The following is a 23,891-nucleotide window of genomic DNA, read 5'->3' as shown; positions in this document are numbered from 1 at the left end:
GCGGGCTCCGGAAGGCGCGAGGACAGGTCAGCGGCGCGCCTGCGCGCCGGCCCAGAAGGTGTCCTGCTGACCAAGATGCCGGTTGACGTAGCGCGCCAGCACGAACATCAGGTCCGAGAGCCGGTTCAGGTATTGCCTGACCGGCGCGTTGACGGCCTCGACGCCCGCCAGCGCCACCACGGCGCGTTCGGCGCGCCGGGCCACCGTGCGGGCCATGTGCGCCAGCGCCGCGGGCCGGGAACCGCCAGGCAGGATGAATTCACGCAGCGGCGGCAGCGCCGCGTTGTAATGCGCCAGGCGCGCATCCAGGTGGGCCACCTGTTCGTCCTTGACCGCCACATGGCCGGGGATGCACAGCTCCGCGCCCATGTCGAACAGGTCGTGCTGGATGGTGAGCAGGTCCGCGGCCACGTCCTCGGGCAGGGTTTCGGTCAGCAGCAGGCCGATGACGCTGTTCAGCTCGTCCACGTCGCCCAGGGCGGCGATGCGGGGGGCGTCCTTGGGGATCCGGGATCCGTCCCCCAGTCCAGTGGTGCCATCGTCACCGGTGCGGGTGGCAATGACGGATAAGCGGTTGGCCATGGTGATGTGATTCGGTGTGGTGAGAAGCGGGTGGTGAAAGAGGTAAGCGGCTTGCGTCCGACGGTAAGCGCGCGCACCGCGAACAGGGGCTGTCAGCAAACAACCGTCAGGATTGTTGCGCACTGGCAGCGGAACTGTTGCATTCGCGCAGTATCCTAGCACTGTAAAAAGCGGCAAGGCCGCCTCGGCGTCTTGCCCGCTCGGACCGCATAGGGAGGTTTCATATGGGTTTTAACCGCAAATACACAACGCCCATGGCCGTTGCCACCGCAATGGCCGTCGTCTCGCTGGCCACGCCCCTGGCGTTCGCGCAGCAGGCCGACGCCACGGGCGAGGTGCGGCGCGTGGACGCCGCTGCGGGCAAGGTCACGATCAAGCACGATGCCATCAAGGCGCTGGACCTGCCGGCGATGTCGCTGGTCTATCAGGCCGATCCGGCGTTGCTGGCCAATATCAAGGCGGGCGACAAGGTGCGCTTCACCGCCACGCGCAAGGACGGCAAGTACGTGGTGACGGCGATCTCGAACTGACGCCGGCCTAATGAAAAACCCCGCCGCAATCGCTTGCGGCGGGGTTTTTTGCGCCCGGTTGCGCCGGGGGCGGGATCAGAGCACGTAGCGCGCCAGGTCCTGGCTGCTGGCGGCTTCGGCCAGCTGCGCGTTGACGTAGGCGGCGTCGATCCTGACGTGCCTGTCCTGGCTGGAGGTCGCATCGAAGGACAGCTCGTCGAGCAGCTTTTCCATCACCGTGTACAGACGGCGGGCGCCGATGTTCTCGGTGGTTTCGTTGACCTCGAAGGCCAGCTCCGCCAGGCGGCGCACGCCTTCGTCGGTGAATTCGAGCTCGACGTCCTCGGTGGCCATCAGCGCCGTGTACTGCTTGGTCAGCGACGCATCCGTGTCGGACAGGATGCGCACGAAGTCTTCGGCGGTGAGCGATTCGAGTTCGACGCGGATCGGGAAACGGCCTTGCAGCTCGGGGATCAGGTCCGACGGGCGCGACAGGTGAAAGGCGCCCGACGCGATGAACAGGATGTGATCGGTGCGGACCATGCCGTAGCGCGTGTTGACGGTGGTGCCTTCAACCAGCGGCAGCAGGTCGCGCTGCACGCCCTGGCGCGAGACATCGGCGCCGCCGGATTCCTGGCGGGCGGCAATCTTGTCGATCTCGTCCAGGAAGACGATGCCGTTTTGCTCGACGTTGGTGATCGCCACGCTGCGCAGGTCTTCTTCGTTGACGCGCTTGGCGGCTTCTTCGTCGACGATGAGCTTGAAGGCTTCGCGCACCTTCATCTTCTTGGGCTTTTTCTTGTCGCGCGCCATGCCCGCGAACATGCCGCGCAGCTGCTCGGCCATTTCTTCCATGCCCGGGGGCGTCATGACGTCCATTTGCGGCACGGTCTGGGCGACTTCGATCTCGATCTCCAGATCGTCGATCAGCCCTTCGCGCAGGCGCTTCCTGAAGGTCTGGCGGGCGCTGTTGTCTTCGCCGCGCTGCGGTTCGCCCGAGGCGCCGCGGGGCGGAGGCACCAGCGCGTCCAGGATGCGGTCTTCGGCGGCGTCCTCAGCCTGGGTGCGCACGCGGCGCATTTCCAGCTCGCGGGTCTGCTTGATGGAGTATTCGGTCAGGTCGCGGATGATGGTGTCCACGTCGCGGCCCACGTAGCCGACCTCGGTGAACTTGGTGGCTTCGATCTTGATGAACGGCGCGTTGGCCAGCTTGGCCAGGCGGCGCGCGATCTCGGTCTTGCCGACGCCCGTCGGGCCGATCATCAGGATGTTCTTGGGATGGATTTCGTGGCGCAGGGGCTCGGCGACCTGCTGGCGGCGCCAGCGGTTGCGCAGCGCCACGGCGACGGCGCGCTTGGCGCGGTTCTGGCCGACGATGTATTTGTCGAGTTCGGAGACGATCTCTCCGGGCGTCATGTTGGATGCGGACATGAGGGCGAATCCTTGATGCTAGGGCGGGCTGGGAGGGCGCCGCGGCGCAGGCTGCGCCGCGTGGCGGGCGTCAGTCGCCCAGCGTTTCGATGACGTGGTTCTGGTTGGTGTAGATGCACAGGTCGCCGGCGATCTCGAGCGATTGCTTGATGATCGTCTCGGGCGGCAGGTCGGTGTTGCGCAGCAGCGCGAGGGCGGCCGACTGGGCGTACGCGCCGCCGGAGCCGATGGCGGCCAGGCCGTGCTCGGGTTCCAGGACGTCGCCATTGCCGGTGAGCACCAGCGTGTGCTCGGCGTCAGCCACGATCAGCATGGCTTCCAGACGGCGCAGGACTCGGTCGGTGCGCCAGTCGCGGGTCAGTTCGACCGCGGCGCGCATCAGGTTGCCCTGGTGCTTTTCAAGCTTGGCCTCGAAGCGTTCCTGCAGCGTGAACGCATCGGCGGTGGCGCCGGCAAAGCCAGCGAGAATCTTGTCGTGATAGAGGCGGCGGATCTTGCGGGCAGTGCCCTTGATGACGATGTTGCCCAGGGTGACCTGGCCATCGCCGCCCAGCGCGACGCGGTTGCCGCGGCGCACACACACGATGGTGGTGGCGTGAAATTGTTCCATGCGTTCCTTCCTATGAAAAAGTTAGCTGGGGGCGGTCGCGGGGATATCAAGGTCTGGGGACTTCATGCGCCCCGGGGACAATAAAAAAGGCCATGCGCGGAAACCGGCATGGCCTTTCAGGGGACGGAGCGAATGCGGGACGGGTCAGTCGCCGTACAGCTTTTGACGCATCTCGCGGCGTTCTTGCGCTTCGAGCGACAGGGTGGCCGTGGGGCGGGCGAGCAGGCGCGGGATGCCGATGGGCTCGCCCGTTTCTTCGCACCAGCCGTATTCGCCGCTGTCGATGCGGGCGATGGACTGTTGCACCTTCTTGAGCAGCTTGCGCTCGCGGTCGCGGGTGCGCAGTTCCAGGGCGTGCTCTTCCTCGATGGTGGCGCGGTCGGCGGGATCGGGCACGAATTGCGTTTCACGCAGGTGCTCGGTGGTCTCGCCGGCGTTGGCCAGAATGTCCTGCTCGAGTTGTTTGAGCCGTTCCTTGAAGAACGCCAATTGGCGGTCGTTCATGTAGTCGGACTCGGGCATGGCCAGCATTTCCTTCTCGCTGGGCAGATCAATCGCCGTATCGCTCGTCGACTTGCTTGATTTTTTGGTTGCTGCCTTGGTAGCCATGTAAACACTCCACTATGAATCGATCCTGGCGCGGGCGTCCGTCCCGGTCCGTGTTACTTGTTGCCTACGCTATCCGTACCTCACAGTACTGCCTTCGTCGCATCGCGTCACGCAGGAATGGGGATTACCCCGCCAGGCACTGCTCCAAGCCCCGGGTAAAAATCTCCTGGGGCAGCTTACGTCCGATGAACACCATCTTGGTGGACGGTTTTTCGGCCGCGGTCCACGGCTTGCCGGGTTCGGCGCCCATCATCATGTGCACACCCTGGAACAACATGCGGCGGTTGATGCCCTTCATGTACAGGATGCCCTTGTAGCGCATCAGGTCGGGGCCATAGACCTGCACGACGCCGCCCAGGAATTCCTCAAGGCGCGCGGGATCGAACGGCTTGTTGGAACGGAACACGAACGCGCCGATTTCGTCGTCGTGCTTGGGGTGGTGATGATGGGCATGATTGCAGTGCGCGCCGCATTCGCCGTCGTGGTCATGATCGTGATCGTGGTCATGGCCGTGGCCGTGATCGTGGTCATGGCCGTGGCCGTGGCCGTGATCGTGGTCGTGATCGTGCCCGTGGGCATGGTCGTGCGCGGCGTCCGGATGCTCATCGGCCAGAAACTCCGGGTCGATGTCCAGAATGGAATTCAGGTTGAAGCCGCTGATGTCGATGATGGACTTGAGGTCGACGTCGCCGAAGTTGACGGCGGTGATCGGCGCGCGCGGGTTCATGTGAACCAGGCGGTGGCGCAGCGCTTCGTAGTCGACTTCGTTGACCAGGTCTTTCTTCGAGATCAGGATGCGGTCGGCGAAACCGACCTGCTTCTGGGCTTCGGGTTGTGCGTCGAGCGTGGCCATGCCGTGCTTGGCATCGACCACCGTGACCACCGCGTCCAGGCGGTAGTACTCGGCGATGTCGTCATCCATGAAGAACGTCTGGCATACGGGGCCGGGGTTGGCCATGCCGGTGGTTTCGAGGATGACGCGTTCGAAATTCAGGTCGCCGGCTTCGCGCTTGGCGCGAAGGTCGGACAGCGTGCGCATCAGGTCGCCGCGCACGGTGCAGCAGACGCACCCGTTGGACAGTTCGATGATTTCTTCGTCGCTGTCCTGCACGAGCAGGTCGTTGTCGATGCTTTCCGGCCCGAATTCGTTTTCGATGACCGCGACGCGGCGGCCATGGAATTCGGTCAGGATGCGTTTGAGCAGGGTGGTCTTGCCCGCACCGAGGAAGCCGGTGAGGATGGTGACGGGAACCATTTTGTCCAAACTGCGCGGGGTATTCATGGCGAAGCTGCTAGCGTGATGTCAGGGGCGTGAAACACGGCGCCTGACGGGGTTTTCAGTCCCTGCCGGAGATGTCTGCCACAGGCTGCGACAGCCGCCGATAGCGGCCGGACGCAGGATTACAGCACAGTCGGGGGCAGGGGGCAAACCCCGGGCCAACCCGGGGGGCCGTGGCCGCCAGATGGCAGCCGTACGCCGTCAAGTATGGCGCGATACCCCTATTTTGGGGCGGTTTGCGGGGTTTCAAGAGCGCATGGGCGCCCAAGCGGTAACCGCGCTGAAACGTTCAGGTCAGGCGGACGCATCCAACGGATGAAACGAAAGGGGGAAGAACCCCGTTCAGTGATGATGGTGGTGGTGACCCGCGTCGGCCGGCTGCGTCTTTTGGCACTGCGGGCACAGGGCGCGGATCTCGGTTTCGTGCGTGGCCAGCGCATAACCCGTCTGGGCGACACGTTCGGCCAGCTGCCGGCTCATGGCCGGGTCGGAGACTTCGGCGACGGCGCCGCAACCGGTACAGACCACGAGCAGGTCGTGCGGCGCGCCGCCGGCGTCGTGGCAGGCGCTCCAGGCGTTGACGGCATCCAGGCGGTGTATCAGGCCTTCGTCCATCAGGAAGTCCAGCGCACGGTACACCGTGGGTGGCGCGGCGCCGGGATGAACGGCGCGCATCGCGTCCAGCAGCTCGTAGGCCTTCAGGCTGCGGCCATGGCGCAGCAGGAGTTCAAGGACCTTGCGGCGGATGGGGGTCAGGCGGCGTCCGCGCTGCGCGCACAGCGTTTCGGCGACGCTGAGCTGAGCGCCTACGCTGTCGTTGCGGGGTGGACGGGACGGTGCGGACATGGCGGGCTTTATCTGAATGGAAAGCGCGCGCGCGATGCGCGCGCGAGATGCCTGGAAGGTAGCAGAAAACCCCTGGGTCCGGTAACTGGCCGGCGGGCTACTTCGGTTTGGTTATGATATAACATAATAAAACCATCGCTGTTCCTGTCCGCTGCCGTTTTCCGCTGTTGCCTGCCATGTCCCATTTCACGCTCCTGCCCCCGCGGTCCGGCGCCGCGCCCGGCCGGCGCGCGCCCGCCCGATCCGCCTTTCTTGTTTCCGCATGGCGCCGCATGGCGTATGCCGCGGTGGCCGCCGCCGTGCTGTGGGCGCTGACCGGCTGGGCGCTGGACTGGTGGACGCTTGCGGGGTGGCTGCGATGACGGCGGCGCCCATCACCGTCGAGCTGGCCGACGCCTCGTTCGGCTGGCACGGGCGGCCCGCGCTGCGCTCGGTCTCGGGCAGTTTCGCGCCGGGCGGCATGACCGCCGTGGTCGGCCCGAACGGCGCGGGCAAGTCCACGCTCATCAAGGGAATCATGGGCGTGCTGCGCCCGATGACGGGCAGCGTGCGCATCCAGGGCGCCGGGCGGTCGGCGCTGGCGTGGCTGCCGCAGGCGGCGGAACTGGACCGGTCGTTTCCCACCACGGTGCTGGACCTGGTGGCCATGGGCGCCTGGCGACGCGTGGGCGGATGGCGCGGGTTTGGCGGCGAGGAACTGGATTGCTGCATGCAGGCGCTGGAAACCGTGGGCCTGGCCGATGCGGCGGACCGGGGCGTGGACGCGCTGTCGGGCGGGCAGATGCAGCGCGCCCTGTTTGCGCGGATGCTGGTGCAGGACGCGCCGGTGCTGCTATTGGATGAGCCTTTCGCGGCCGTGGACAGCCACACGGCCGAGGACCTGATGGCCCTGCTGTGCGGCCTGCATGGACAGGGCCGCACCGTGATTGCGGTGCTGCACGATCTGGACCTGGTGCGCGATCACTTTCCGCAATGCCTGCTGCTGTCGGGTTCGGTGGTGGCGTGGGGCGACACTGCCGCGACGTTGAGCGAGGCCCACCTGAAGGCGGCCCGCCAGCGGCAGGCGGGAGCCTGGTCATGACGCTTGCACACTGGCTGGTGTCGCCGTTCCTGGACTACGGCTTCATGCGGCGCGCGCTGGCCGGCGCCTGCGCGTTGTCGCTGGGCGCGGCGCCCTTGGGCGTTTTTCTCGTATTGCGGCGCATGAGCCTGATGGGCGACGCGATGTCGCACGCCATCCTGCCAGGCGTGGCCGCGGGCTTTCTGATGGCGGGCCTGTCGCTGGGCGCGATGATGCTGGGCGGCATCGCCACCGGCCTGGCCGTGGCATTGCTGGCCGGGCTGGTGGCCCGGCTGACGCCGCTGCGCGAAGACGCCAGCTTTGCTGCCTTCTACCTGATCTCGCTCGGGCTGGGCGTGCTGCTGGTGTCGCTGCGCGGCTCCAACATGGACCTGCTGCACGTGCTGTTCGGCACGGTGCTGGGGCTGGACGACGCGGCGCTGCTGCTTGTGACGGCCACCGCCAGCGTGACCTTGCTTGTCCTGGCGGCAATCTACCGGCTGCTGGTGGCCGAATGCCTGGACCCGGGGTTCCTGCGCGCCAGCGGCGGCATGGGCGGCCTTGTGCACATGGGCTTTCTGGTGCTGGTGGTCGTGAACCTGGTGGCGGGCTTTCAGGTGCTGGGCACGCTGATGGTGGTGGGAATCATGATGTTGCCGGCCGCCGCGGCGCGCTTCTGGGTGCGCAGCGCGGCCCGGCAGATTCCGCTGTCGGCGGCGATCGGCGTCGCGTCTTCCGTGGCCGGGCTGCTGGTCTCCTATCACTTCGACGTGCCGGCCTCGCCCGCGATCATCCTGGCGGCCGGCGCCTGCTATCTGTTTTCCATCGTGGGCGGCCCGCAGGGCGGGCTGCTGCGGGCAACGCGCCGCGCGCGACCTGCCTGAGACTTCCTAAGGAGATTGACCATGCGTTCGATTCTGCCGGCTCGCCGCCGCGCACTGCTGGCCCTGGCGGGCGCTTGCCTGACGGCCGTCCTGGGCACTGCACAGGCCGCCGAGCCGTTGAAGGTGGTGGCCAGCTTTTCCATCCTGGGCGACATCGTGCGGGAAGTGGGCGGCGCCGACATCAGCCTGACCACGCTGGTCGGCCCCGACGGCGACGCGCACGGCTACGAGCCCACGCCGGGCGATGCGAAGAAGCTTGCCGAGGCGCGCGTGCTGGTGGTGAACGGGCTGGATTTCGAGACCTGGCTGCCCAAGCTGACAAAGGCGTCGGGCTTCGCGGGACAGACGGTGACGGCGTCCCAGGGCGTCGCGCCGCGCAAGTTCGCGGGGCATGGCGAAGAGCATGACCATGGGCATAAGGACGATCACAAGGACGACAATGACCACGATCACGATCACGACCACGACCACGAGCCGGGCCATCATCATCACCACGGCGACGCCGATCCGCATGCCTGGCAGAGCCTGGCCAACGGCGTGATCTACGCGCGCAATGTGGCCAACGGCCTGGCGGCCGCGGACCCCGCGCATGCGCAGGCCTACCGCCAACGCGCCGACACATATATCGCCAAGCTGCAGGCGCTGGACGCCAGCGTGCGCAAAAGCTTCGACGCCATTGGCGCCGACCGGCGCAAGGTTGTGACCTCGCACGACGCGTTCGGTTATTTCGGCGACGCCTATGGCGTGACGTTCATCCCCGCGATGGGCGTGTCGACGGACGCCGAGCCGTCGGCGCGCGAGGTGGCCGCGATCATCGAACAGGTGCGGCGCGACGAGGTGCCGGCGGTGTTCGTCGAGAACATCAGCAGTCCCAAACTGGTCCAGCAAATTGCCCGCGAGACCGGCGCCAAGGTGGGTGGTACGCTCTACTCCGATGCCCTGTCCAAGCCCGGACAGCCGGGCGCCACCTATCTGGAAATGTTTGAATGGAACGCACGCCAGCTTGCCGCGGCCTTGCAACCCTGAGCGCCGTGGCGGCGCTGCTGACGGCGGGCGCCGCCAACGCGCACCCGCACATGTGGATCGACGCGCGCGCGCAGATCGATGTCGATGCCGAGCAGCGCATCACCGCCGTGCGGCAGGTGTGGCGGTTCGACGAAATGTTCGGCGCCTATGCGACGCAGGGCCTGAAAAAGGGCAAGGACGGATCCCTGCCCGCGGCGACGCTGCAAGGCATGGCGCAGGACTGGATGAAGGCGCTGGGCGAACCGATCTCCCACTACTTCACCCGGGTCACGGTCAACGGCAAGAGCGCGGCATTCGCCGCGCCGCGCGACGCCCGCGTCGACTGGAACCCCAAGACCACGCGGCTCACGCTGTCCTTCACGTTGCCGCTGGCCGAGCCCGTCGCGCCGGGCGCGGGCGGCGCGCAAGTGGACATCTACGACCCCACCTATTTCGTGGCCTACGCATTTGACGAGAAGGGAGCGGTGTCGCTGGGCGGACCGCAGGGCGCGGCCTGCACGGCCGACTATCGCAAGCCCAAGGAACTGGATTGGAAAACCATGCAGGAACTGGCCGCGATCCCGGCCGACCCGGACGCCTTGCCGGACGAGCTTTTTGCCATCACCAAGGGGCTCACGCACCGCATCGAGGTGCGATGCCCGTAACCCGGCCGCAACGCGCGCTGGCGGTCGTTCTGCTGCTGATGCTGGGCGGCATATCGGCCGCCGCCGCGCAAGGCGCGCATCCGTTCGGCGTGCCCGAAAGCGGGGGCGGGCTGGCAGGGCCCGGCTGGCTGTCCAGCTTCTTTGGCAGCGTGTCCGTCTGGCAGTCGCATTTCTACCGGCAACTGACGGGCGCGGTGCGCGCCTGGCAGGCGGACGGCGGCGCGGCGTGGGCCCTGATGGGCCTGTCCTTTGCCTATGGCGTCTTTCATGCGCTGGGACCGGGCCACGGCAAGGCGGTGATCTCATCCTATGTGCTGGCCAACCGCCAGACGGCGCGCAACGGGGCGCTGCTCGCCTTGGCGTCGTCACTGATCCAGGCGCTGGTGGCTATCGTGATGGTGGCGGTGCTGGCGGTCGTGTTCAACGCCACCGCGGCCACCATGAACGAAGCCACGCGCTGGCTGGAGCTGGCTTCGTATGCGCTGGTGACGCTGTTGGGCGTGTGGCTGGTGTGGATCAAGGCGGTGAGACCGCTGCTGCGGCGGGCCGGCGCGCGTGGGCAGGCGCATGATCACGGACACGCGCATGATCACGAACACGAACACGAACACGAACACGAACACGCACAGGCACACGCACATGCACATGCACATGCAAACGCGGAGGCCCACGCGCATCATCACGGACACGATCACAACGACCATCACCACGATCACGACTGCGGTTGCGGTCACGCGCATGTGCCCGCGCCCGAGCAGGTCGCCGGTCCGCTGAACTGGCGGCGCGCGTGGTCTGCCATCCTGGCGGTGGGCCTGCGGCCGTGCAGCGGGGCATTGATCGTGCTGGTGTTCGCGCTGTCCCAGGGCTTTTTCATGGCGGGCGTGGCATCGGCGCTGGCGATGGGCCTGGGCACGGGGCTGACCGTGGCGGCGCTGGCCTGCCTGGCCGTCGCCGCCGGGGGCGCCGCCACGCGCCTGGGCAGCCGCATGTCCAGCGCGGGCGCGGCATGGCTGCGTTACGGCATCGAGGCGCTGGCGGCGATTGCCGTGCTGTTGCTGGGGGTGATGCTGCTGGGCGGCATGGTCGCCGCGGGCGGCTAGCGGTCGATGACGGGCAGCTCGCGGCGCGGGCCGCGGGTGTCAGGACTTGCGCCCGGCGCGTGGATGCGCCTGGTCGTAGGCCTTGGCCAGATGCTGGAAATCGAGCCGCGTGTAGATTTGTGTGGTCGAGATGTTGGCGTGGCCCAGCATCTCTTGCACGGCGCGCAGGTCCTGCGCGGACTGCAACACGTGGCTGGCAAAACTGTGGCGCAAGACATGAGGATGCACATGCGTGGGCACCCCGGCCGTCTGCGCGATGCGTGCGAGCTGCAACTGCACCACGCGCGGCGAAATGCGGCGTCCGCGCGCGCCCAGAAACAGCGCGGCAGCGTCTTCGGGCAGCGGCGAGGGCGGCGCGAGCTGCGGACGCACCTCGATCCACTTGCGCAGCGCGGCCATGGCCTGCTGGCCCACCGGCACCGAGCGGCGCTTGCCGCCCTTGCCCAGCACCACGACCTCGGCCTCGTCCGGATTCAGCCAGCCGCGCGACTCGTAGTCGGCCGTGCGCGTGTAGCGCAGGTCCAATCCCACCAGCTCCGACAGACGCAATCCGCTGGAATACAGGAGTTCGAACATGGCCTGGTCGCGCAGGGCGGCCGGTTCGGTGGCGACCTGGGCCGGCGCGCTGTCCAGCAGGGCCTGGGTCTGCTCGACCGACAGCGCCTTGGGCAGGCCGCGGGGCGCCTTGGGGGCGCGCACGCCCGCCACGGGATTGCCAGCCAGCTCGGCGGCCGGCGCCCACCATTGGTAAAAGCCGCGCCAGGCCGCCAGCGTGCGCGCCAGACTGCGCGGGCCGCGGCCCTGCGCATGCAGGCGCGCCACGAATTGGCGGATGTGGCCGTTGCCCAGCTTGTCCAGCGGCAGGCCGGCCTTGTCGGCGAGTTCGCGCAAAAAGTGCAATTCGCGCCGGTAGCCATCCAAGGTATGGGGCGAGTACCGGCGGTTGGTCTCCAGATGGCGCAGCCAGGCGCTCATCGGATCGGGCAGGGCGGGCGGATTGGCGTTCGGCTCGGTGTCGCGCATCGCGTTGTCCTTGTCCGCCCCTGCAGCCTTACGCCTTGGGCGAGGCCGGATTCAGCCGATGCAGCGCGGCGGACGCGAGCTGGGCGATCGACTCCAGGAACGTCGTGCCCATTTCGGGCGTGAATCGTTCGGGGTCGTCGGAGCCCAGCACCAAGAGGCCCACGGCCGCGCCGTCTGCTTCCAGACGCAGCGGCACCAGCGCCAGCGACTTGGGCTTGGCGTCCAGCCAGGTCACGGCTTCGAAGGCAGTGTCGGTGCCGACATAAGGCGTCTTCAGGCTGTCGGTGAAGGTGCGCACGTCTTCGGAGACGGGCTCGCCGTAGCCTTGATCGGGCAATTCGGACAGGTTCCACAGGCGCAGCGCCACGTGGTTCAGTTCGAATTGCTCGGCCAGGCCCAGCGCGATCTCGCCGGGCACCAGTTGCGGATCGCATTCGGACAACAGGCGGCAGCACCACTTGGCCACGTGCGAACCGATGGTCTCGTTGGCGGAGGCATTGCGTACCAGTTCATTCAGGCGCCATTCCAGTTCGCGGGTGCGCTCGCGCAGCGTGAGGATCTGGCGTTCGCCCAGCGAGATGGCGCGCGACCCGTGAGGGTGCGGCACCTGCAGGGTGGCGAAGACGTCGGCGTGTTCGTCGAAGAAACCGGGATTTTCTTGCAGAAAGGCTGCGATGTCCTGGGCGGTGAAAGCGGTATCGGTCATAGGGGTTATCGGTTCAGCGCCATGGAGAAGACGAGCTTGTCGATGTCGACCTGGCCCGTGAAGACGGATTCGGCCGGGCCGGTCATGCGCAGTTGTTCGCCATTCCAGGCGACGGTCAGCACACCGCCGCGCGTTTGCACGCGCACGGGCGAATCGAGCAGGCCGCGGCGGATGCCGGCCGCGACCGCGGCGCAGGCGCCCGTGCCGCAGGCCAGCGTTTCGCCGGCGCCGCGTTCGAAGACGCGCAGGCGGATGTTGTGGCGGTCAACAACCTGCATGAAGCCGGCGTTGACGCGGCGGGCAAAGCGCGGATGGGTTTCGATCAGCGGACCCAGCACGGCGACGGGGGCGGTGTCGACGTTCTCGACCACCTGCACGGCGTGCGGATTGGAGATGGCAACCGCCGACACGGCGACCACGCGCGGCAGGCCGGCGGGCGCGTCCAGATCCAGTTCCCAGACGGTGTCCTGGCCCTGCGTGGCCGAAGGCAGGCCGGCGGTGTCAAAGGGCAGCGCCGCCGGGTCGAAGCGGGTGCTGCCCATTTCGACGGTGACCTGCTCGTCGTCGCCTTCGTCCAGGACCAGGATGCCCGTGGCGATTTCCGCGCGCAGCGGGTTGCGGTCGGACAGGCCTTGCTCGTGCACGAAGCGCACGAAGCAGCGGGCGCCGTTGCCGCAGTGTTCGACCTCGCTGCCGTCGGAATTGAAAATGCGATAGCGAAAGTCGGCGTCCGGCCGCGTGGCGCGTTCGACCAGCAGGATCTGGTCGGCGCCGATGCCGAAGTGGCGGTCGCCGAGCGCGCGCGCGCGCTCGGGCGTCATCTCGATGGTTTGGCGAACGCCATCGAGCACAACGAAATCGTTGCCCGCGCCGTGCATTTTGGTGAAGTTCCAGTTCATCACCGGATTATCGCCCATTCTCGCGGCGCGGCGAGCGACGGCGGTCAGTACAGCTTGGGCTCGCCTTCGGGGCGCGTCTTGAAGCGGCGGTGGACCCAGTAATACTGGCTGGGGCAGCGGCGCACCCAGCTTTCGAGGTCGCGGTTCAGGCGGGCAGTGGCCGCTTCCAGGCTGTCGCTGCCGGGGAAGTCTTCAAGCGGCGGCAGCACGTCGACGTGGTACTTGCCGGTGTCCGGATTCCAGAATCCCACGATCGGCAGGACCGCGGCGTTCCATTTCTGGGCAAGTTGGGCCGTGGCGAGCAGCGTGGCGGCGGGCACGCCGAAGAACGGCACGAAGACCGAACCCTGCCGGCCGAAGTCCATGTCGGGCAGGTAGTAGACGGGGCGGGGCGCGCGCAGATGCCGGATCAGGTCGCGCACGCCGTCCTTGCGGCTGACGAGGAACACTTCATTGAAGCGCGCCCGCCCGGCGGCCACGACGGCGTCGATGTGCGGATCGCTTTGGGGCGTATACATGGTGGCCGCGCTGGGCACTTCCATGGTTAGGCGGGTGGCGGCCGCGTCCAGCGCAATGAAGTGCGGCGCCAGCAGGATGACGGCGCGGCCTTCGGCGGTCAGCGCGTTGATGCGGTCGGCGCCCGTCTGCGTGACCATGTCCTTGATGGCGTCGGGCGTGCCGTACCAGAGCACGCCGCGGTCGACGATGGACTGCGCCAGCGCGCGGAAGTGGTCGGCCACCCATTGTTCGCGCACGGCCTCGGGCTGGTCGGGAAAGCACAGTTCCAGGTTGCGGCGCACGATGCGGGCGCGCGACTTGGCCAGCCGGGGCGCCAGCCAGCCCAGCACGGCGCCGATGCGCAGGCGCGTCGACGGCTTGATACGGCCGAACCATTTCAGCAGGGAGACCAGCGTGCGCGTTTTTTTATCGTTCATGGATGCGGAATGAGACCGGGCGGCGGGATCGGCGGAAAGGCTCAGGCGGCCGGGGGCGGCGGTTCGGCGCCGGGCGCCGGCGTGGCGCCGCGCGGGGTCTTGTAGCGGTTGTAGCTCCAGAGGTACTGGTCGGGGCAGCGGCGGATCAGCGTTTCCATTGCGGCGTTGATGAGCGCGGCCTGGGCCTCGGGCTCGGCCGGCAGCGGCTCGGGCACCCGGACGTAGTGGATGCGCCAGCCGCGGCCCTTGGGCAGGCGTTCGCCGGCGGTGAGGATGATGGGGACGTTGGTCTGCGACGCGAGCTTGCCGGGCAGTGTCATGGTGTAGGCCAGGCGTCCGAAGAAGGGCACCCACACGCCGTCGCCCACGCTGGGCGCCTGATCGGGCAGCATGCCGACGGACTCGCCGCGGCGCAACGCGCGCACGAATTCGCGCACGCCCTGCATGTTGGCGGGCACCGCGTTGACGGCCGAACTGTTGCGCGCCGTTTCCAGCAGCGGCGCCAGCGCTTGCTTGCGCGGGGGGCGGAACATCACCGTCATGGGCATCTGGCGGGCCAGATAGCGGGCGGTGATCTCGAAGCAGCCCAGGTGCGGGGTCAGAAAGAGAATGCCCCGGTTTTCGGCGCGGGCGGCGGCGACAACGTCGTCATCGTCCGAGACCACCTGCGCCAGGCTTTCCTGGTTGCGGAACCAGACGCGGGGATTTTCCAGGATCATCGCGCCGGCTTCGGCCGCCGCGCGCCGCGCAAACGCCGCGCCGGGGTAGCCGGCCTGCGCCGCATTGGCCTGCAGGCGCCGCCGGTATTTGCCCGGCAAGGCGTAGATGGCGCGTCCCGCGAACCGCCCGATCGCATGCGCGACGGGGAGCGGCAGGGCGGCAAAAAGTCGGAACAGGGGCAGCAACATGCTTCAAAAGGTTGAAATCGGGCAGGGTAATACCGCTGATCGAGGCATATGGATACACCCCGGCCGCAAGCATAAGAACGGCATTTTCGCTTAAAATGCGCCCAGTCGCCGAGTTAACCGACAACTTGCGGGGCGACGGCAAGGGCAAAGCGCTTAGCGCGGCCCGTGCCAAATCCGCTAAAGCGTCGCGCCCAGTTGGCATTGTCATGCAGACCGGGGTGCAACGCGCCTCGAGAACCTATGCGCCGGCAAGACCGGACACTAAGGACGCATCTGTGGCCAACAACGATTTTCTCTTTACTTCCGAATCCGTCTCCGAAGGGCACCCCGACAAGGTTGCCGATCAGATCTCCGATTCGATCCTCGACGCCATCTTCACGCAAGACCCGAACGCGCGTGTCGCAGCCGAAACGCTGTGCAACACCGGCCTGGTCGTGCTGGCTGGCGAAATCACCACCACCGCCAACGTCGACTACATCCAGGTCGCGCGCGACACGATCCGCCGCATCGGCTATGACAACACCGAGTACGGCATCGACTACAAGGGTTGCGCGGTGCTGGTCGCCTACGACAAGCAGTCGCCCGACATCGCGCAGGGCGTGGACCGCAGCTCGGAAGACTACCTGAACCAGGGCGCGGGCGACCAAGGCCTGATGTTCGGCTACGCCTGCGACGAAACCCCCGACCTGATGCCCGCCCCGATCTGGTACGCGCACCGCCTGGTGCAGCGCCAGAGCGAACTGCGCAAGGACGGCCGCCTTGGCTGGCTGCGCCCGGACGCCAAGTCGCAGGTCACGTTCCGCTACGTCGACGGCCGTCCCGCCGAAGTCGACACCGTCGTGCTGTCGACCCAGCATGCGCCGGAAGTCTCGCAAGAGACCATCCGCGAAGCGGTCATCGAAGACATCATCAAGCCCAGCTTCCCCGAAGGCCTGATCACGCCCAAGACCAAGTTCCTGGTCAACCCGACCGGCCGCTTCGTCATTGGCGGCCCGCAAGGCGATTGCGGCTTGACCGGCCGCAAGATCATCGTCGACACGTACGGCGGCGCTTGCCCGCACGGCGGCGGCGCGTTCTCGGGCAAGGATCCGTCCAAGGTCGACCGTTCGGCCGCCTACGCCGCCCGCTACGTGGCCAAGAACATCGTGGCCGCCGGTCTGGCGCGCCAGTGCCAGGTGCAGGTCAGCTACGCCATCGGCGTGGCCGAACCCATCAACATCACCGTCTACACGGAAGGCACGGGCGTCATCCCCGACGACCAGATCGCCAAGCTGGTGCGCGAGCACTTCGACCTGCGTCCGAAGGGCATCGTGAACATGCTGGACCTGCTGCGCCCGATCTACACCAAGACCGCCGCCTACGGCCACTTCGGCCGCTCCGAGCCCGAGTTCTCGTGGGAAGCCACGGACAAGGTCCAGGAACTGAAGAAGTCCGCCTGACGCCAACCGCTACCCCGGTTGAAAAAAGCGCCCGATCCGATCGGGCGCTTTTTCTTTTTCAGAGTCTCCAGGCCGACAGGTCCGGATGCCGCGGCACGGGCGACAGCACCGCTTCCAGCGCCGCCGCGCAATCGAGCAGCGCGGCATCGGCGCCCGCGGGCGCCAGCAATTGCACGGCGCTCGGCAAGCCCTGCGCGTCCAGCCCTGACGGCAGCGCGATCGCCGCCGCACCCAGGAAGTTGGCCGGGCGCAGCAGCTTGCCCAGGCCGGCGTGGCGCGTGTCCTGCGCGTCCAGCGCCTGCGCGGCCTGGTCGATGGCGGGCATGAGCAAGGCGTCGATGCCCTGCACGGCCTGCCCGAAGGCCGCCATGTCGGCCTGGCGGCGCGACAGCGCGGCCTCGTAGCTGGCCTGTGTGATCCGGCCGCCAGCGGCGATGCGCGCGCGCACCACGTCCCACAACGGTTGCGACAGGTCTTCGGCCAGCGCGCCGAAATGCCGATAGGCCTCGTAGGCCAGCACCAGCGAGTTGTCGTCGGCCATGCGGGCAAAGGACAGCGACGCGGGCGGATGCCAGGCGGTGGGCGTATAGCCGGCCTGCGCCAGGCGTTGCTGCGCCGAGTGCCAGGCTTGCAGCGCCTCGTCGGTGAGCGGGGCGGGCCAGGACTGCGGCGCCAGCACGGCGACGGCGCCGGGCTTGCGGGGGGCGCTGTGCCGCAGGCTGGTGAAGCAGGTGGCAGGCAGCGCAAGCGTGGCGCCGTCATCGACGTCCGGCGTGGCCAGCAGTTGCGTAAGCAGACGCGCGTCGGCGACGGTGCGCGCAATCGGGCCCAGCACGTCCAGCGTTTCCGACAGCGGCAGGCAGCCGGCCCGGCTGATGAGGCCCGAAGACGGCTTGTAGCCGACGACGCCGTTCAGCGCCGCCGGCGCGCGCACGGAGCCGCCCGTGTCGCCGCCCAGTGCGATCGGGGCCAGGCCCGCGGCCACAGCCACACCCGCGCCGCTGGACGAACCGCCGGGCGCGCGCGCGACGGTGGCGTCCCACGGATTGCGGGCGGTGCCCTGCGTGGGGTTCTGTCCCGACAGCCCGAACGCGAATTCCGTCATGCGCGTCTTGCCCAGGATCACCATGCCCGCTGCCGCCAGTCCGCGAGCCGCGGCGGCGGTCTCGGTGCTGACGACGCCGGCGCGCGCCTGAGAGCCCCCGCTGACGACGGTGCCTTCCCACTGCACGCTGTCCTTGACCGCGACGGGCACGCCATGCAGGGGGCCAGCACAAATGCCGGCGTCCAGCAGCCGGTCCGCCGCGTCGGCCTGCGCCAGCGCGCGCTCGGCCGTGACCACGCTGTAGGCCGCCAGCGCCGCGCCGCGTTCGATCCGGTCAAGGAAATGCAGGGTGAGGTCGCGCGAACGCAGCTTGCGCTCGCGGATGGCGCGGGCAAGCTGGCGCGCATCCTGGAAATGCAGGTCGATGTCTTGGGCGGGCATAAGTCTCATCGAAAAGGAAAAAGCCTTCCGGTCCGCGGCGGGACCGGAAAGCGATGTGTGGGAAGGGCGCGAGAAGAGGACGGCCTATTTCAGGACCTGGCCCTTCGTCTCGGGCATGCGGATGAAGGTGATCAGCGTGATCACGGCGCCAGCCAGCACGTAATAGAAGAACCAGCGCTCCATGCCCTTGCTTTGCAGCCAGGTCAGCAGGTAGGGCGTGGTGCCGCCCAGCAGCGCGACGACCAGGTTGTACGGCGTGCCGATGCCGACGGCGCGCACGCTGGTGGGAAACTGTTCTGACATGATGGCGGGCGCAATCGCGGTGTACATGGCGTAGAGCACCAGCCCGAACAGCTCGACCGCCAGGATCGAACCGAACGACGGCCCGAGCGTGGTCATGACCGGGTAGAAGAAGATCAGGTAGCCTGCGGCAAAGAAGATGAGCTGCGGCTTGCGGCCGATGCGGTCGGACAGCATGCCGAACAGCGGCTGCACCAGCATGAACACGATCAGCGCGACGGTGTTGGCCGCGAACGCGGTCTTGGGGTCGGCGCCGACCTGGCGGATGGCGTAGGTGGGCACGTAGGCCACGAAGATGTAGAACGCAAACGTGGTCAGGACCGAGAAGCCGACGATGCGCAGCACTTCGCGCGGGTGGTCGCGCAGCAGCGTGCGCAGCGGCTGCTTTTCAACGCCGGCCTTCTTGGCGTGCGAGAACGCTTCGGTTTCCGGGATGGCGCGGCGGATCCACATGCCGGCCAGGCCGCCCAGCGCGCCCAGCATGAACGGGATGCGCCAGCCCCACTCGGCCATGTCGGCCTTGGTGAGAACGGTGGTGAGGATCCAGCCCACGGCCGAGGCGGCCAGGATGCCGACCGCGGCGCTGAAGAACACGAAGCTGGAGTAGAAGCCGCGCTTGTTGGGCGGCGCCATTTCCGCCAGAAAGGTCGTGGCCGAGGCATACTCTCCGCCCAGCGACAGGCCTTGCAGCAGGCGCGCGGCGGTCAGCAGCAGGGGGGCGGCAATGCCGATGGTGGCGTAGGTGGGCGTGATGGCGATGATGAGCGAGCCGCCCGCCATCATGAGGATCGTCAGGCCCAGCGCGGCCTTGCGGCCATAGCGGTCCGAGAAGATGCCCAGCACCCAGCCGCCGACGGGACGCATGAAAAAGCCCACCGCAAAGATGCCGAACGTCGCGAGCAGGGCGGTGGTTTCGTTGCCCGGCGGAAAGAACTGGCTGGAAAAGAAGATGGCGAACGACGCGTAGATGGTCCAATCGAACCATTCCACCGCATTGCCTACACTACCGGCCAGAATCGTGCGGCCGCGCGATACGGGCGGGGCGCTTGCCCCTTGCGCCTGACGCAAGGTTGCGGATGTGCTGCTCATGACGTCCTCAAAGTGGGTTTTGTTTTTTGGTCAAATAGACCAATAAAATTTGTGTTTTTATCAATGCGCGAACGTTAGATTAATGAATATGGTCACGTCAAGTAAGGGTAATTCCCTAATCGGCGCGTTGGACGAGACGGATCTCGCGTGCCTCGTCGCGCTGCAGGCGCAACCTCGTGCCTCCTGGCGGGAGCTGGGCGCGGCAACCGGCATCGCAGAGCGAACCGTGGCGCGGCGCGTCAAGCGCCTGATGGACGCGGACGCGCTGCGCGTCATCGCGGAGCCGGATCCGCTGGCCACCGGCCGTGGCGTGGTGCTGCACGCGTGGGTGCGCTGCCGATCGGGCCGCGTGCCGGACGTGGCCGAGCATCTGGCGCGGCTGGACATCAGTCAGCTCGTCGTGACGCTGGCCGGATCGGCCGACCTGATGGCCGAGCTGACGCTTGCCGACGCGGCCGACATGCCGGATGTGGTGACCCGCGTGCTGCCGTCCATCGATGGCGTCGAGCACGTGGAGGCGCGGCTGGTGCTGCGGCCATTCCGGCGCGCGGGCCAGTGGCGCATCCAGCCGCAGGCCGGCGGCGATGCGGACGCGCCGCGGCTGTCGCCGCCCGCGGCGTTGACGGATCCCGAGCAGCGCATGGTGACGCACCTGATGCGCGACGGGCGCGCCAGCCTGGCCGAATTGGCCGAGCGCTCCGGCGTCAGCGAACCGACCGCGCATCGCCTGCTGCAGAACCTGGTGGAGCGCCGCGCGCTGAGCTTTCGCGTCGAAGTCGAGCCGGCGCTGGTGGGCTTTCCGGTAGAGGCGGTGATTTCCGTGCAGGTGCGGCCGCAGGCGGTCGACGCGCTGGCCGCGCATCTGGCGCTGGACCCCAACACGCGCTGCCTGTTCGGCACCAGCGGCGCCTCGCAGCTCTTCTGGCACGTGCTGTGCCGCGACAGCCTGCATCTGTGGGACGTGGTGACGCGCCGGCTGGGCGAACTGGACGGGGTGCTGAACAGCGAGGTGGGCGTGGTGATGCGCGCGCACAAGCGTTGCGGCATTGTGCGCGCGGGGGCGCGGCTGGATCCGGACGCGGCGTGACGGGGAGACGGCGGCCGGCGGGGCAGCCGCCTTGCCGCCGCCCCGCCGGTCAGGCGCCGAGGTACGCGCGGGCCAGCGCGCCGTCCTGCGCGATGTCGGCCGCAGCGCCGTGCGCCGCAACCCGGCCGGATTCCAGCACGTACGCGCGGTCGGCCAGCGACAGCGCCAGCGCGGCCATCTGATCCACCAGCAGGATCGTCATCGATTCCTTGCGCAGCCGGTCCAGCGCCTCGAACAGCTCGTCGATGATCTTGGGCGCCAGGCCCAGCGACGGCTCGTCCAGCAGCAGGATCACGGGCTTGGCCATCAGGCCGCGCGCAATCGCGAGCATCTGCTGCTCGCCGCCGGAAAGCAGCCCCGCGCGCTGGTGCAGCCGTTCGCGCAGGCGCGGAAAGCGCGTCAGCATTTCCTCGACGCGCGCCTCGCGGTCCTCCGGATGCAGGAAGGCGCCCAGCCGGATGTTGTCCAGCACGCTCAGCCCCGGAAACACCTGGCGGCCTTCGGGCACCAGCACCAGGCCGCGCGCGACGATGCGGTCCGCGGCCAGGCCGTGCAGTTCCTGGCCCTGCAGGTGCATGCCGCCCTGCGCCGGCCGGTGCAGCCCGGCCAGCGTGCGCATCAGCGTGGATTTGCCCGCGCCGTTCGCGCCCAACAGCGCCACCATCTCGCCCTGCCTGACCTGCAGATCGATGCCGTGCAGCACGGGGTTGGCGCCGTGGCCGGTTGTCAGGTTGCCCACGCCCAGCACCTCGGGCGGCAGCGCCTCGCCGGCCGACCTGTGCCGCGCGGCCGGCGCACGGCGCGCGGCCTCGTCGCCCAGGTAGGCTTGCCGCACCTCGGGGGATTGCTGGATCTCGGCGACGCTGCCCTGCGCCAGTTCGCGCCCGGCGTCGATCGCCACGATGTGATCGGACACGCCCATCACCAGTGTCATGTCGTGCTCGACCAGCAGCACGCCCGCGCCAGCGTCGGCGATGCGCCGCAGCAGTCCGGCCAGCCGCGTCTTGTCCTCGCGCGAGAGGCCCGCCGCGGGCTCGTCCATCAGCAGCACGTCGGCGTCGGTGGCCAGCGCCCGCGCAATTTCCACCAGCCGCCGGTCCACGTGCGGCAGGTCGGCCGCGGCGATGTCCAGCGCGCCTTCGTAGCCGCAGAACGCGAGCAGGGCGCGCGCGCGTTCGCGCACGTCGGCCGCCAGGTACCGGTGCGAGGCCAGCAGCCCGCCCAGGCGGCCGCGCAGCATGCCCAGCGCGACGTTGTCCTCGACGCTCAACGTGTCGAAGAGCTGCGAGGTCTGGTAGGTGCGGGCAATGCCGCTGCGCGCCACGCGGTGGGCCGCCAGCGCGGCCAGTGGCGCATCGCCCAGCTTCACGTTGCCGCTGGTCGGCTGGTAGTAGCCGCTCAGCATGTTGATGACGGTGGACTTGCCCGCGCCGTTGGGGCCGATCAGCGCGGTCACGGCGCCGGGCGGCACGGTGAAGGACACCGCCTGCACGGCGCGCACGCCGCCGAAGGTCATGGTGAGCGCGTCGGCATGCAGCGTGCGGCGCAACCGCGCGGACGTGGGCATGGCGCCGTGGCGGGGCGCCAGACCCTGCGTCTGCGCGCGCCGGCGCCAGCGCGCCAGCAGTCCGGCGGCGCCTTCGGGTGCGGCCCACAGCACCACCAGCAGGAAGGCGCCGAAGAACAGCAGGCGGTATTCCTCCAGGCTGGACAGCATTTCCGGCAGCAGGCCCACCACCACCGCGCCAAGTAGCGGTCCGGCCAGCGAGCCCGCGCCGCCGATCGTCACCGCCAGCACGAACAGGATGGACTGCATGAAGTTGAAGTTGTGCGGCGTGATCATGCCGGTCAGCGGCGCATACAGGCCGCCGGCCAGCCCGACCACGGCGGCCGACACCATGAAGGCCACCGCCTTGACCGCCAGCGGATTGATGCCGATCGATTCGCTGGCCGTCTCGCTGTCCTTGACCGCGCGCATGGCCGCGCCCCATGTGCCGCGCGACAGCAGCGCGTAGCCGATCAGCGCGGCAAACACCGCCACGATGGCCAGCATGGCCACGCCGCGGTCGCCGCCCAGGCTGCCGATGGCGGGCTGCACGATGCCCATCAGGCCGTTCTGGCCGCCGGTGAGGGCGCCGCCCTCGATCAGCGCGTGCTCCACGATGAAGCCGAAGGCAATCGTGATCATCGCCAGGTAGGGGCCTTTCACGCGCAGCGCCGGCACCGCGAGCAGCAGGCCGAACGCGGCGCACACCAGCGCGGCGGCCGGCCACGCCAGCCAGAAGCTCCACCCGGCCTGGCCGGTCAGGATGGCGACCGTGTAGGCGCCGATGGCATAAAAGCCCGCGTGGCCGAACGACATCTGGCCGGTCAGGCCCAGCAGCACGTTCAGGCCGATGCCGGCCAGCGCCAGCAGCGCCACGTTGCCCAGCACGAAGACGTAGTAGCCGTTGACGGTGGCCGCCAGCATCAGGGCCACCGCGGCCAGCAGGGCGTACAGCGCCGGCGGCAGCCAGCGCATTGCGGATTGCGTGATCATCAGACCTTCCTCACATCGGCGCGCCCGAACAGGCCATTGGGCAGCACGGCCAGCATGACGATCACCAGCGTGAAGCTGATGATCTGCGTGTACCCCGACCCCAGCGCCACGGTGATCAGCGCTTCGACCACGCCGAACAGGAGGCCCGCGATCATCACGCCCCATGCGCTGGTGATGCCGCCCAGGATGGCGACCACGTAGGCCTTCAACCCGAAAAGCGTGCCCATGTCCGCCGTCACGTTAAAGAGCGGCGCGACCAGCGCGCCGGCCACGCCCGCAAACAGCGTGGACACCGCGAAGGCCGCCATGATGGCGTGGCGCACGGGGATGCCCATGAGCCGCGCGGCGTTCGGGTTCTGCACCACGGCAAGCAGCGCCACGCCCCAGCGGGTGCGGCGCGACAAAGTGTGCAGCGCCGCCGCCAGCGCCAGTCCGACCACCGGAATCAGCAGTTGCAGCGGGTAGATGCCCAGCCCCAGTCCGCCGATTTCAAGCGGCGCTTGCGCCAGCGGCGACGGCAGGCTGCGTGGCTCCTTGCCGAACGTGAACATGACCACGTTGTCCAGCACGATGCCCAGCGCCACCGTGGACATGAGCCACGCGTTCGAACCGCGGCTGGCAAACGGCCTGACCGCCAGCCGTTCCACGACCAGCCCGTAGAGCGCGCACAGCGCCAGCGCGAACACCAGCGCGATGGCCAGCGGCCAGCCCAGCGTCTGGGCGAACGTGTAGGTCAGCACGGCGCCCAGCATCATGGAGCTGCCCTGGGCGAAATTCACCGTGCCGGACACGGCGTAGGTCAGGTAAAAGCCCAGGGCCATCAGGCCGTACATGCTTCCCAGGCCCAGGCCGCTGACGATGGCGGACATCAACAACATGCGCGTCTCCCGCGTGGTCCGG

The 23,891-nt window shown here is 68.2% G+C and carries 24 protein-coding genes; 9 read left to right on the top strand and 15 right to left on the bottom strand.

Annotated features, from left to right (window positions below; all coding sequences use genetic code 11):
• Positions 1-27: 27 nt before the first annotated feature.
• Positions 28-582, bottom strand: a complete 555-nt coding sequence (locus LN047_RS27630; protein WP_056327237.1) for a cob(I)yrinic acid a,c-diamide adenosyltransferase — start codon at positions 580-582, stop codon at positions 28-30.
• Between the two features lie 224 nt (positions 583-806).
• Between LN047_RS27630 and LN047_RS27625 the strand changes: the two genes are divergently transcribed.
• A complete protein-coding gene (locus LN047_RS27625; RefSeq protein ID WP_056327239.1) occupies positions 807-1,112 on the top strand; it encodes a copper-binding protein in 306 nt (101 codons plus the stop codon).
• 75 nt (positions 1,113-1,187) lie between these two features.
• Here LN047_RS27625 and hslU read toward each other — a convergent pair whose 3' ends face one another.
• The 5 genes from hslU to LN047_RS27600 all read right to left on the bottom strand — a co-directional run bounded on the left by hslU (position 1,188) and on the right by LN047_RS27600 (position 5,866).
• Positions 1,188-2,522, bottom strand: coding sequence for an ATP-dependent protease ATPase subunit HslU (gene hslU, locus LN047_RS27620; protein WP_056327241.1), 1,335 nt, complete (start codon positions 2,520-2,522; stop codon positions 1,188-1,190).
• A gap of 70 nt (positions 2,523-2,592) precedes the next feature.
• Positions 2,593-3,132 (bottom strand): ATP-dependent protease subunit HslV, encoded by a 540-nt coding sequence (gene hslV, locus LN047_RS27615; protein WP_056327243.1) that lies wholly within the window; start codon positions 3,130-3,132, stop codon positions 2,593-2,595.
• A 144-nt stretch (positions 3,133-3,276) separates the two neighbouring features.
• Positions 3,277-3,741 (bottom strand): RNA polymerase-binding protein DksA, encoded by a 465-nt coding sequence (gene dksA, locus LN047_RS27610; protein WP_152382951.1) that lies wholly within the window; start codon positions 3,739-3,741, stop codon positions 3,277-3,279.
• A 124-nt stretch (positions 3,742-3,865) separates the two neighbouring features.
• Positions 3,866-5,023 carry a GTP-binding protein gene (locus tag LN047_RS27605; RefSeq protein WP_373980765.1) on the bottom strand — a complete coding sequence of 386 codons (1,158 nt, stop codon included), beginning with the start codon at positions 5,021-5,023 and terminating at the stop codon, positions 3,866-3,868.
• Between the two features lie 339 nt (positions 5,024-5,362).
• Positions 5,363-5,866, bottom strand: a complete 504-nt coding sequence (locus LN047_RS27600) for a Fur family transcriptional regulator (protein WP_056327248.1) — start codon at positions 5,864-5,866, stop codon at positions 5,363-5,365.
• 176 nt (positions 5,867-6,042) lie between these two features.
• Here LN047_RS27600 and LN047_RS27595 point away from each other — a divergent pair, with 176 nt between their 5' ends.
• The 6 genes from LN047_RS27595 to LN047_RS27570 are packed head-to-tail and all read left to right on the top strand — an operon-like array spanning position 6,043 to position 10,580.
• On the top strand, positions 6,043-6,228 hold the full coding sequence (locus LN047_RS27595) for a hypothetical protein (protein ID WP_062838869.1): 186 nt from the start codon (positions 6,043-6,045) through the stop codon (positions 6,226-6,228).
• On the top strand, positions 6,225-6,947 hold the full coding sequence (locus tag LN047_RS27590; protein ID WP_373980764.1) for a metal ABC transporter ATP-binding protein: 723 nt from the start codon (positions 6,225-6,227) through the stop codon (positions 6,945-6,947). The genes LN047_RS27595 and LN047_RS27590 overlap by 4 nt, the downstream gene beginning before the upstream one ends.
• On the top strand, positions 6,944-7,810 hold the full coding sequence (locus LN047_RS27585; RefSeq protein ID WP_062838871.1) for a metal ABC transporter permease: 867 nt from the start codon (positions 6,944-6,946) through the stop codon (positions 7,808-7,810). The genes LN047_RS27590 and LN047_RS27585 overlap by 4 nt, the downstream gene beginning before the upstream one ends.
• Positions 7,811-7,831: 21 nt before the next feature.
• Positions 7,832-8,836 carry a metal ABC transporter solute-binding protein, Zn/Mn family gene (locus LN047_RS27580; RefSeq protein WP_373980763.1) on the top strand — a complete coding sequence of 335 codons (1,005 nt, stop codon included), beginning with the start codon at positions 7,832-7,834 and terminating at the stop codon, positions 8,834-8,836.
• Complete coding sequence (locus tag LN047_RS27575; RefSeq protein WP_128829606.1) at positions 8,797-9,480, top strand: DUF1007 family protein; 684 nt, start codon at positions 8,797-8,799, stop codon at positions 9,478-9,480. The genes LN047_RS27580 and LN047_RS27575 overlap by 40 nt, the downstream gene beginning before the upstream one ends.
• On the top strand, positions 9,471-10,580 hold the full coding sequence (locus tag LN047_RS27570) for a nickel/cobalt transporter (RefSeq protein WP_373980762.1): 1,110 nt from the start codon (positions 9,471-9,473) through the stop codon (positions 10,578-10,580). Before LN047_RS27575 ends, LN047_RS27570 begins: the two co-directional genes overlap by 10 nt.
• Positions 10,581-10,619: 39 nt before the next feature.
• On the opposite strand, the gene xerC is transcribed toward LN047_RS27570, so the two are convergent.
• From xerC to LN047_RS27545, 5 genes are read right to left on the bottom strand one after another with little or no spacing between them, the layout of a single operon-like run.
• Entirely contained in the window at positions 10,620-11,603 is a 984-nt protein-coding gene (gene xerC / locus LN047_RS27565) for a tyrosine recombinase XerC (RefSeq protein WP_142052329.1), read from the bottom strand.
• A 28-nt stretch (positions 11,604-11,631) separates the two neighbouring features.
• Positions 11,632-12,309, bottom strand: a complete 678-nt coding sequence (locus tag LN047_RS27560) for a DUF484 family protein (RefSeq protein WP_063953724.1) — start codon at positions 12,307-12,309, stop codon at positions 11,632-11,634.
• Between the two features lie 5 nt (positions 12,310-12,314).
• Positions 12,315-13,226, bottom strand: a complete 912-nt coding sequence (gene dapF / locus LN047_RS27555) for a diaminopimelate epimerase (protein ID WP_056327263.1) — start codon at positions 13,224-13,226, stop codon at positions 12,315-12,317.
• Between the two features lie 26 nt (positions 13,227-13,252).
• Positions 13,253-14,143, bottom strand: a complete 891-nt coding sequence (locus LN047_RS27550; protein WP_056327266.1) for a lysophospholipid acyltransferase family protein — start codon at positions 14,141-14,143, stop codon at positions 13,253-13,255.
• A 41-nt stretch (positions 14,144-14,184) separates the two neighbouring features.
• Positions 14,185-15,051, bottom strand: coding sequence for a lysophospholipid acyltransferase family protein (locus tag LN047_RS27545; RefSeq protein WP_062838878.1), 867 nt, complete (start codon positions 15,049-15,051; stop codon positions 14,185-14,187).
• A 275-nt stretch (positions 15,052-15,326) separates the two neighbouring features.
• Here LN047_RS27545 and metK point away from each other — a divergent pair, with 275 nt between their 5' ends.
• Positions 15,327-16,490 (top strand): methionine adenosyltransferase, encoded by a 1,164-nt coding sequence (gene metK / locus LN047_RS27540; RefSeq protein WP_056327270.1) that lies wholly within the window; start codon positions 15,327-15,329, stop codon positions 16,488-16,490.
• A 58-nt stretch (positions 16,491-16,548) separates the two neighbouring features.
• Here metK and LN047_RS27535 read toward each other — a convergent pair whose 3' ends face one another.
• Both LN047_RS27535 and LN047_RS27530 read right to left on the bottom strand, forming a co-directional pair.
• Positions 16,549-17,976, bottom strand: coding sequence for an amidase (locus LN047_RS27535; RefSeq protein ID WP_373980761.1), 1,428 nt, complete (start codon positions 17,974-17,976; stop codon positions 16,549-16,551).
• 84 nt (positions 17,977-18,060) lie between these two features.
• A complete protein-coding gene (locus LN047_RS27530; RefSeq protein ID WP_142052337.1) occupies positions 18,061-19,365 on the bottom strand; it encodes an MFS transporter in 1,305 nt (434 codons plus the stop codon).
• A gap of 82 nt (positions 19,366-19,447) precedes the next feature.
• On the opposite strand from LN047_RS27530, the gene LN047_RS27525 reads away from it, so the two are divergent.
• Positions 19,448-20,452: an Lrp/AsnC family transcriptional regulator gene (locus tag LN047_RS27525; protein ID WP_062838880.1), complete on the top strand. Its 1,005-nt coding sequence runs from the start codon at positions 19,448-19,450 to the stop codon at positions 20,450-20,452.
• Between the two features lie 49 nt (positions 20,453-20,501).
• Here the strand turns inward: LN047_RS27525 and LN047_RS27520 are convergent, their stop codons facing one another.
• Positions 20,502-22,991: an ATP-binding cassette domain-containing protein gene (locus LN047_RS27520; RefSeq protein WP_373980760.1), complete on the bottom strand. Its 2,490-nt coding sequence runs from the start codon at positions 22,989-22,991 to the stop codon at positions 20,502-20,504.
• On the bottom strand, positions 22,991-23,869 hold the full coding sequence (locus tag LN047_RS27515; protein WP_056327280.1) for a branched-chain amino acid ABC transporter permease: 879 nt from the start codon (positions 23,867-23,869) through the stop codon (positions 22,991-22,993). The genes LN047_RS27520 and LN047_RS27515 overlap by 1 nt, the downstream gene beginning before the upstream one ends.
• Positions 23,870-23,891: the final 22 nt, after the last annotated feature.

It is taken from the genome of Achromobacter sp. JD417, assembly GCF_041879325.1.
Lineage (GTDB): Bacteria > Pseudomonadota > Gammaproteobacteria > Burkholderiales > Burkholderiaceae_B > Achromobacter > Achromobacter mucicolens.
This window is presented reverse-complemented; position numbering and strand designations above follow the sequence as displayed.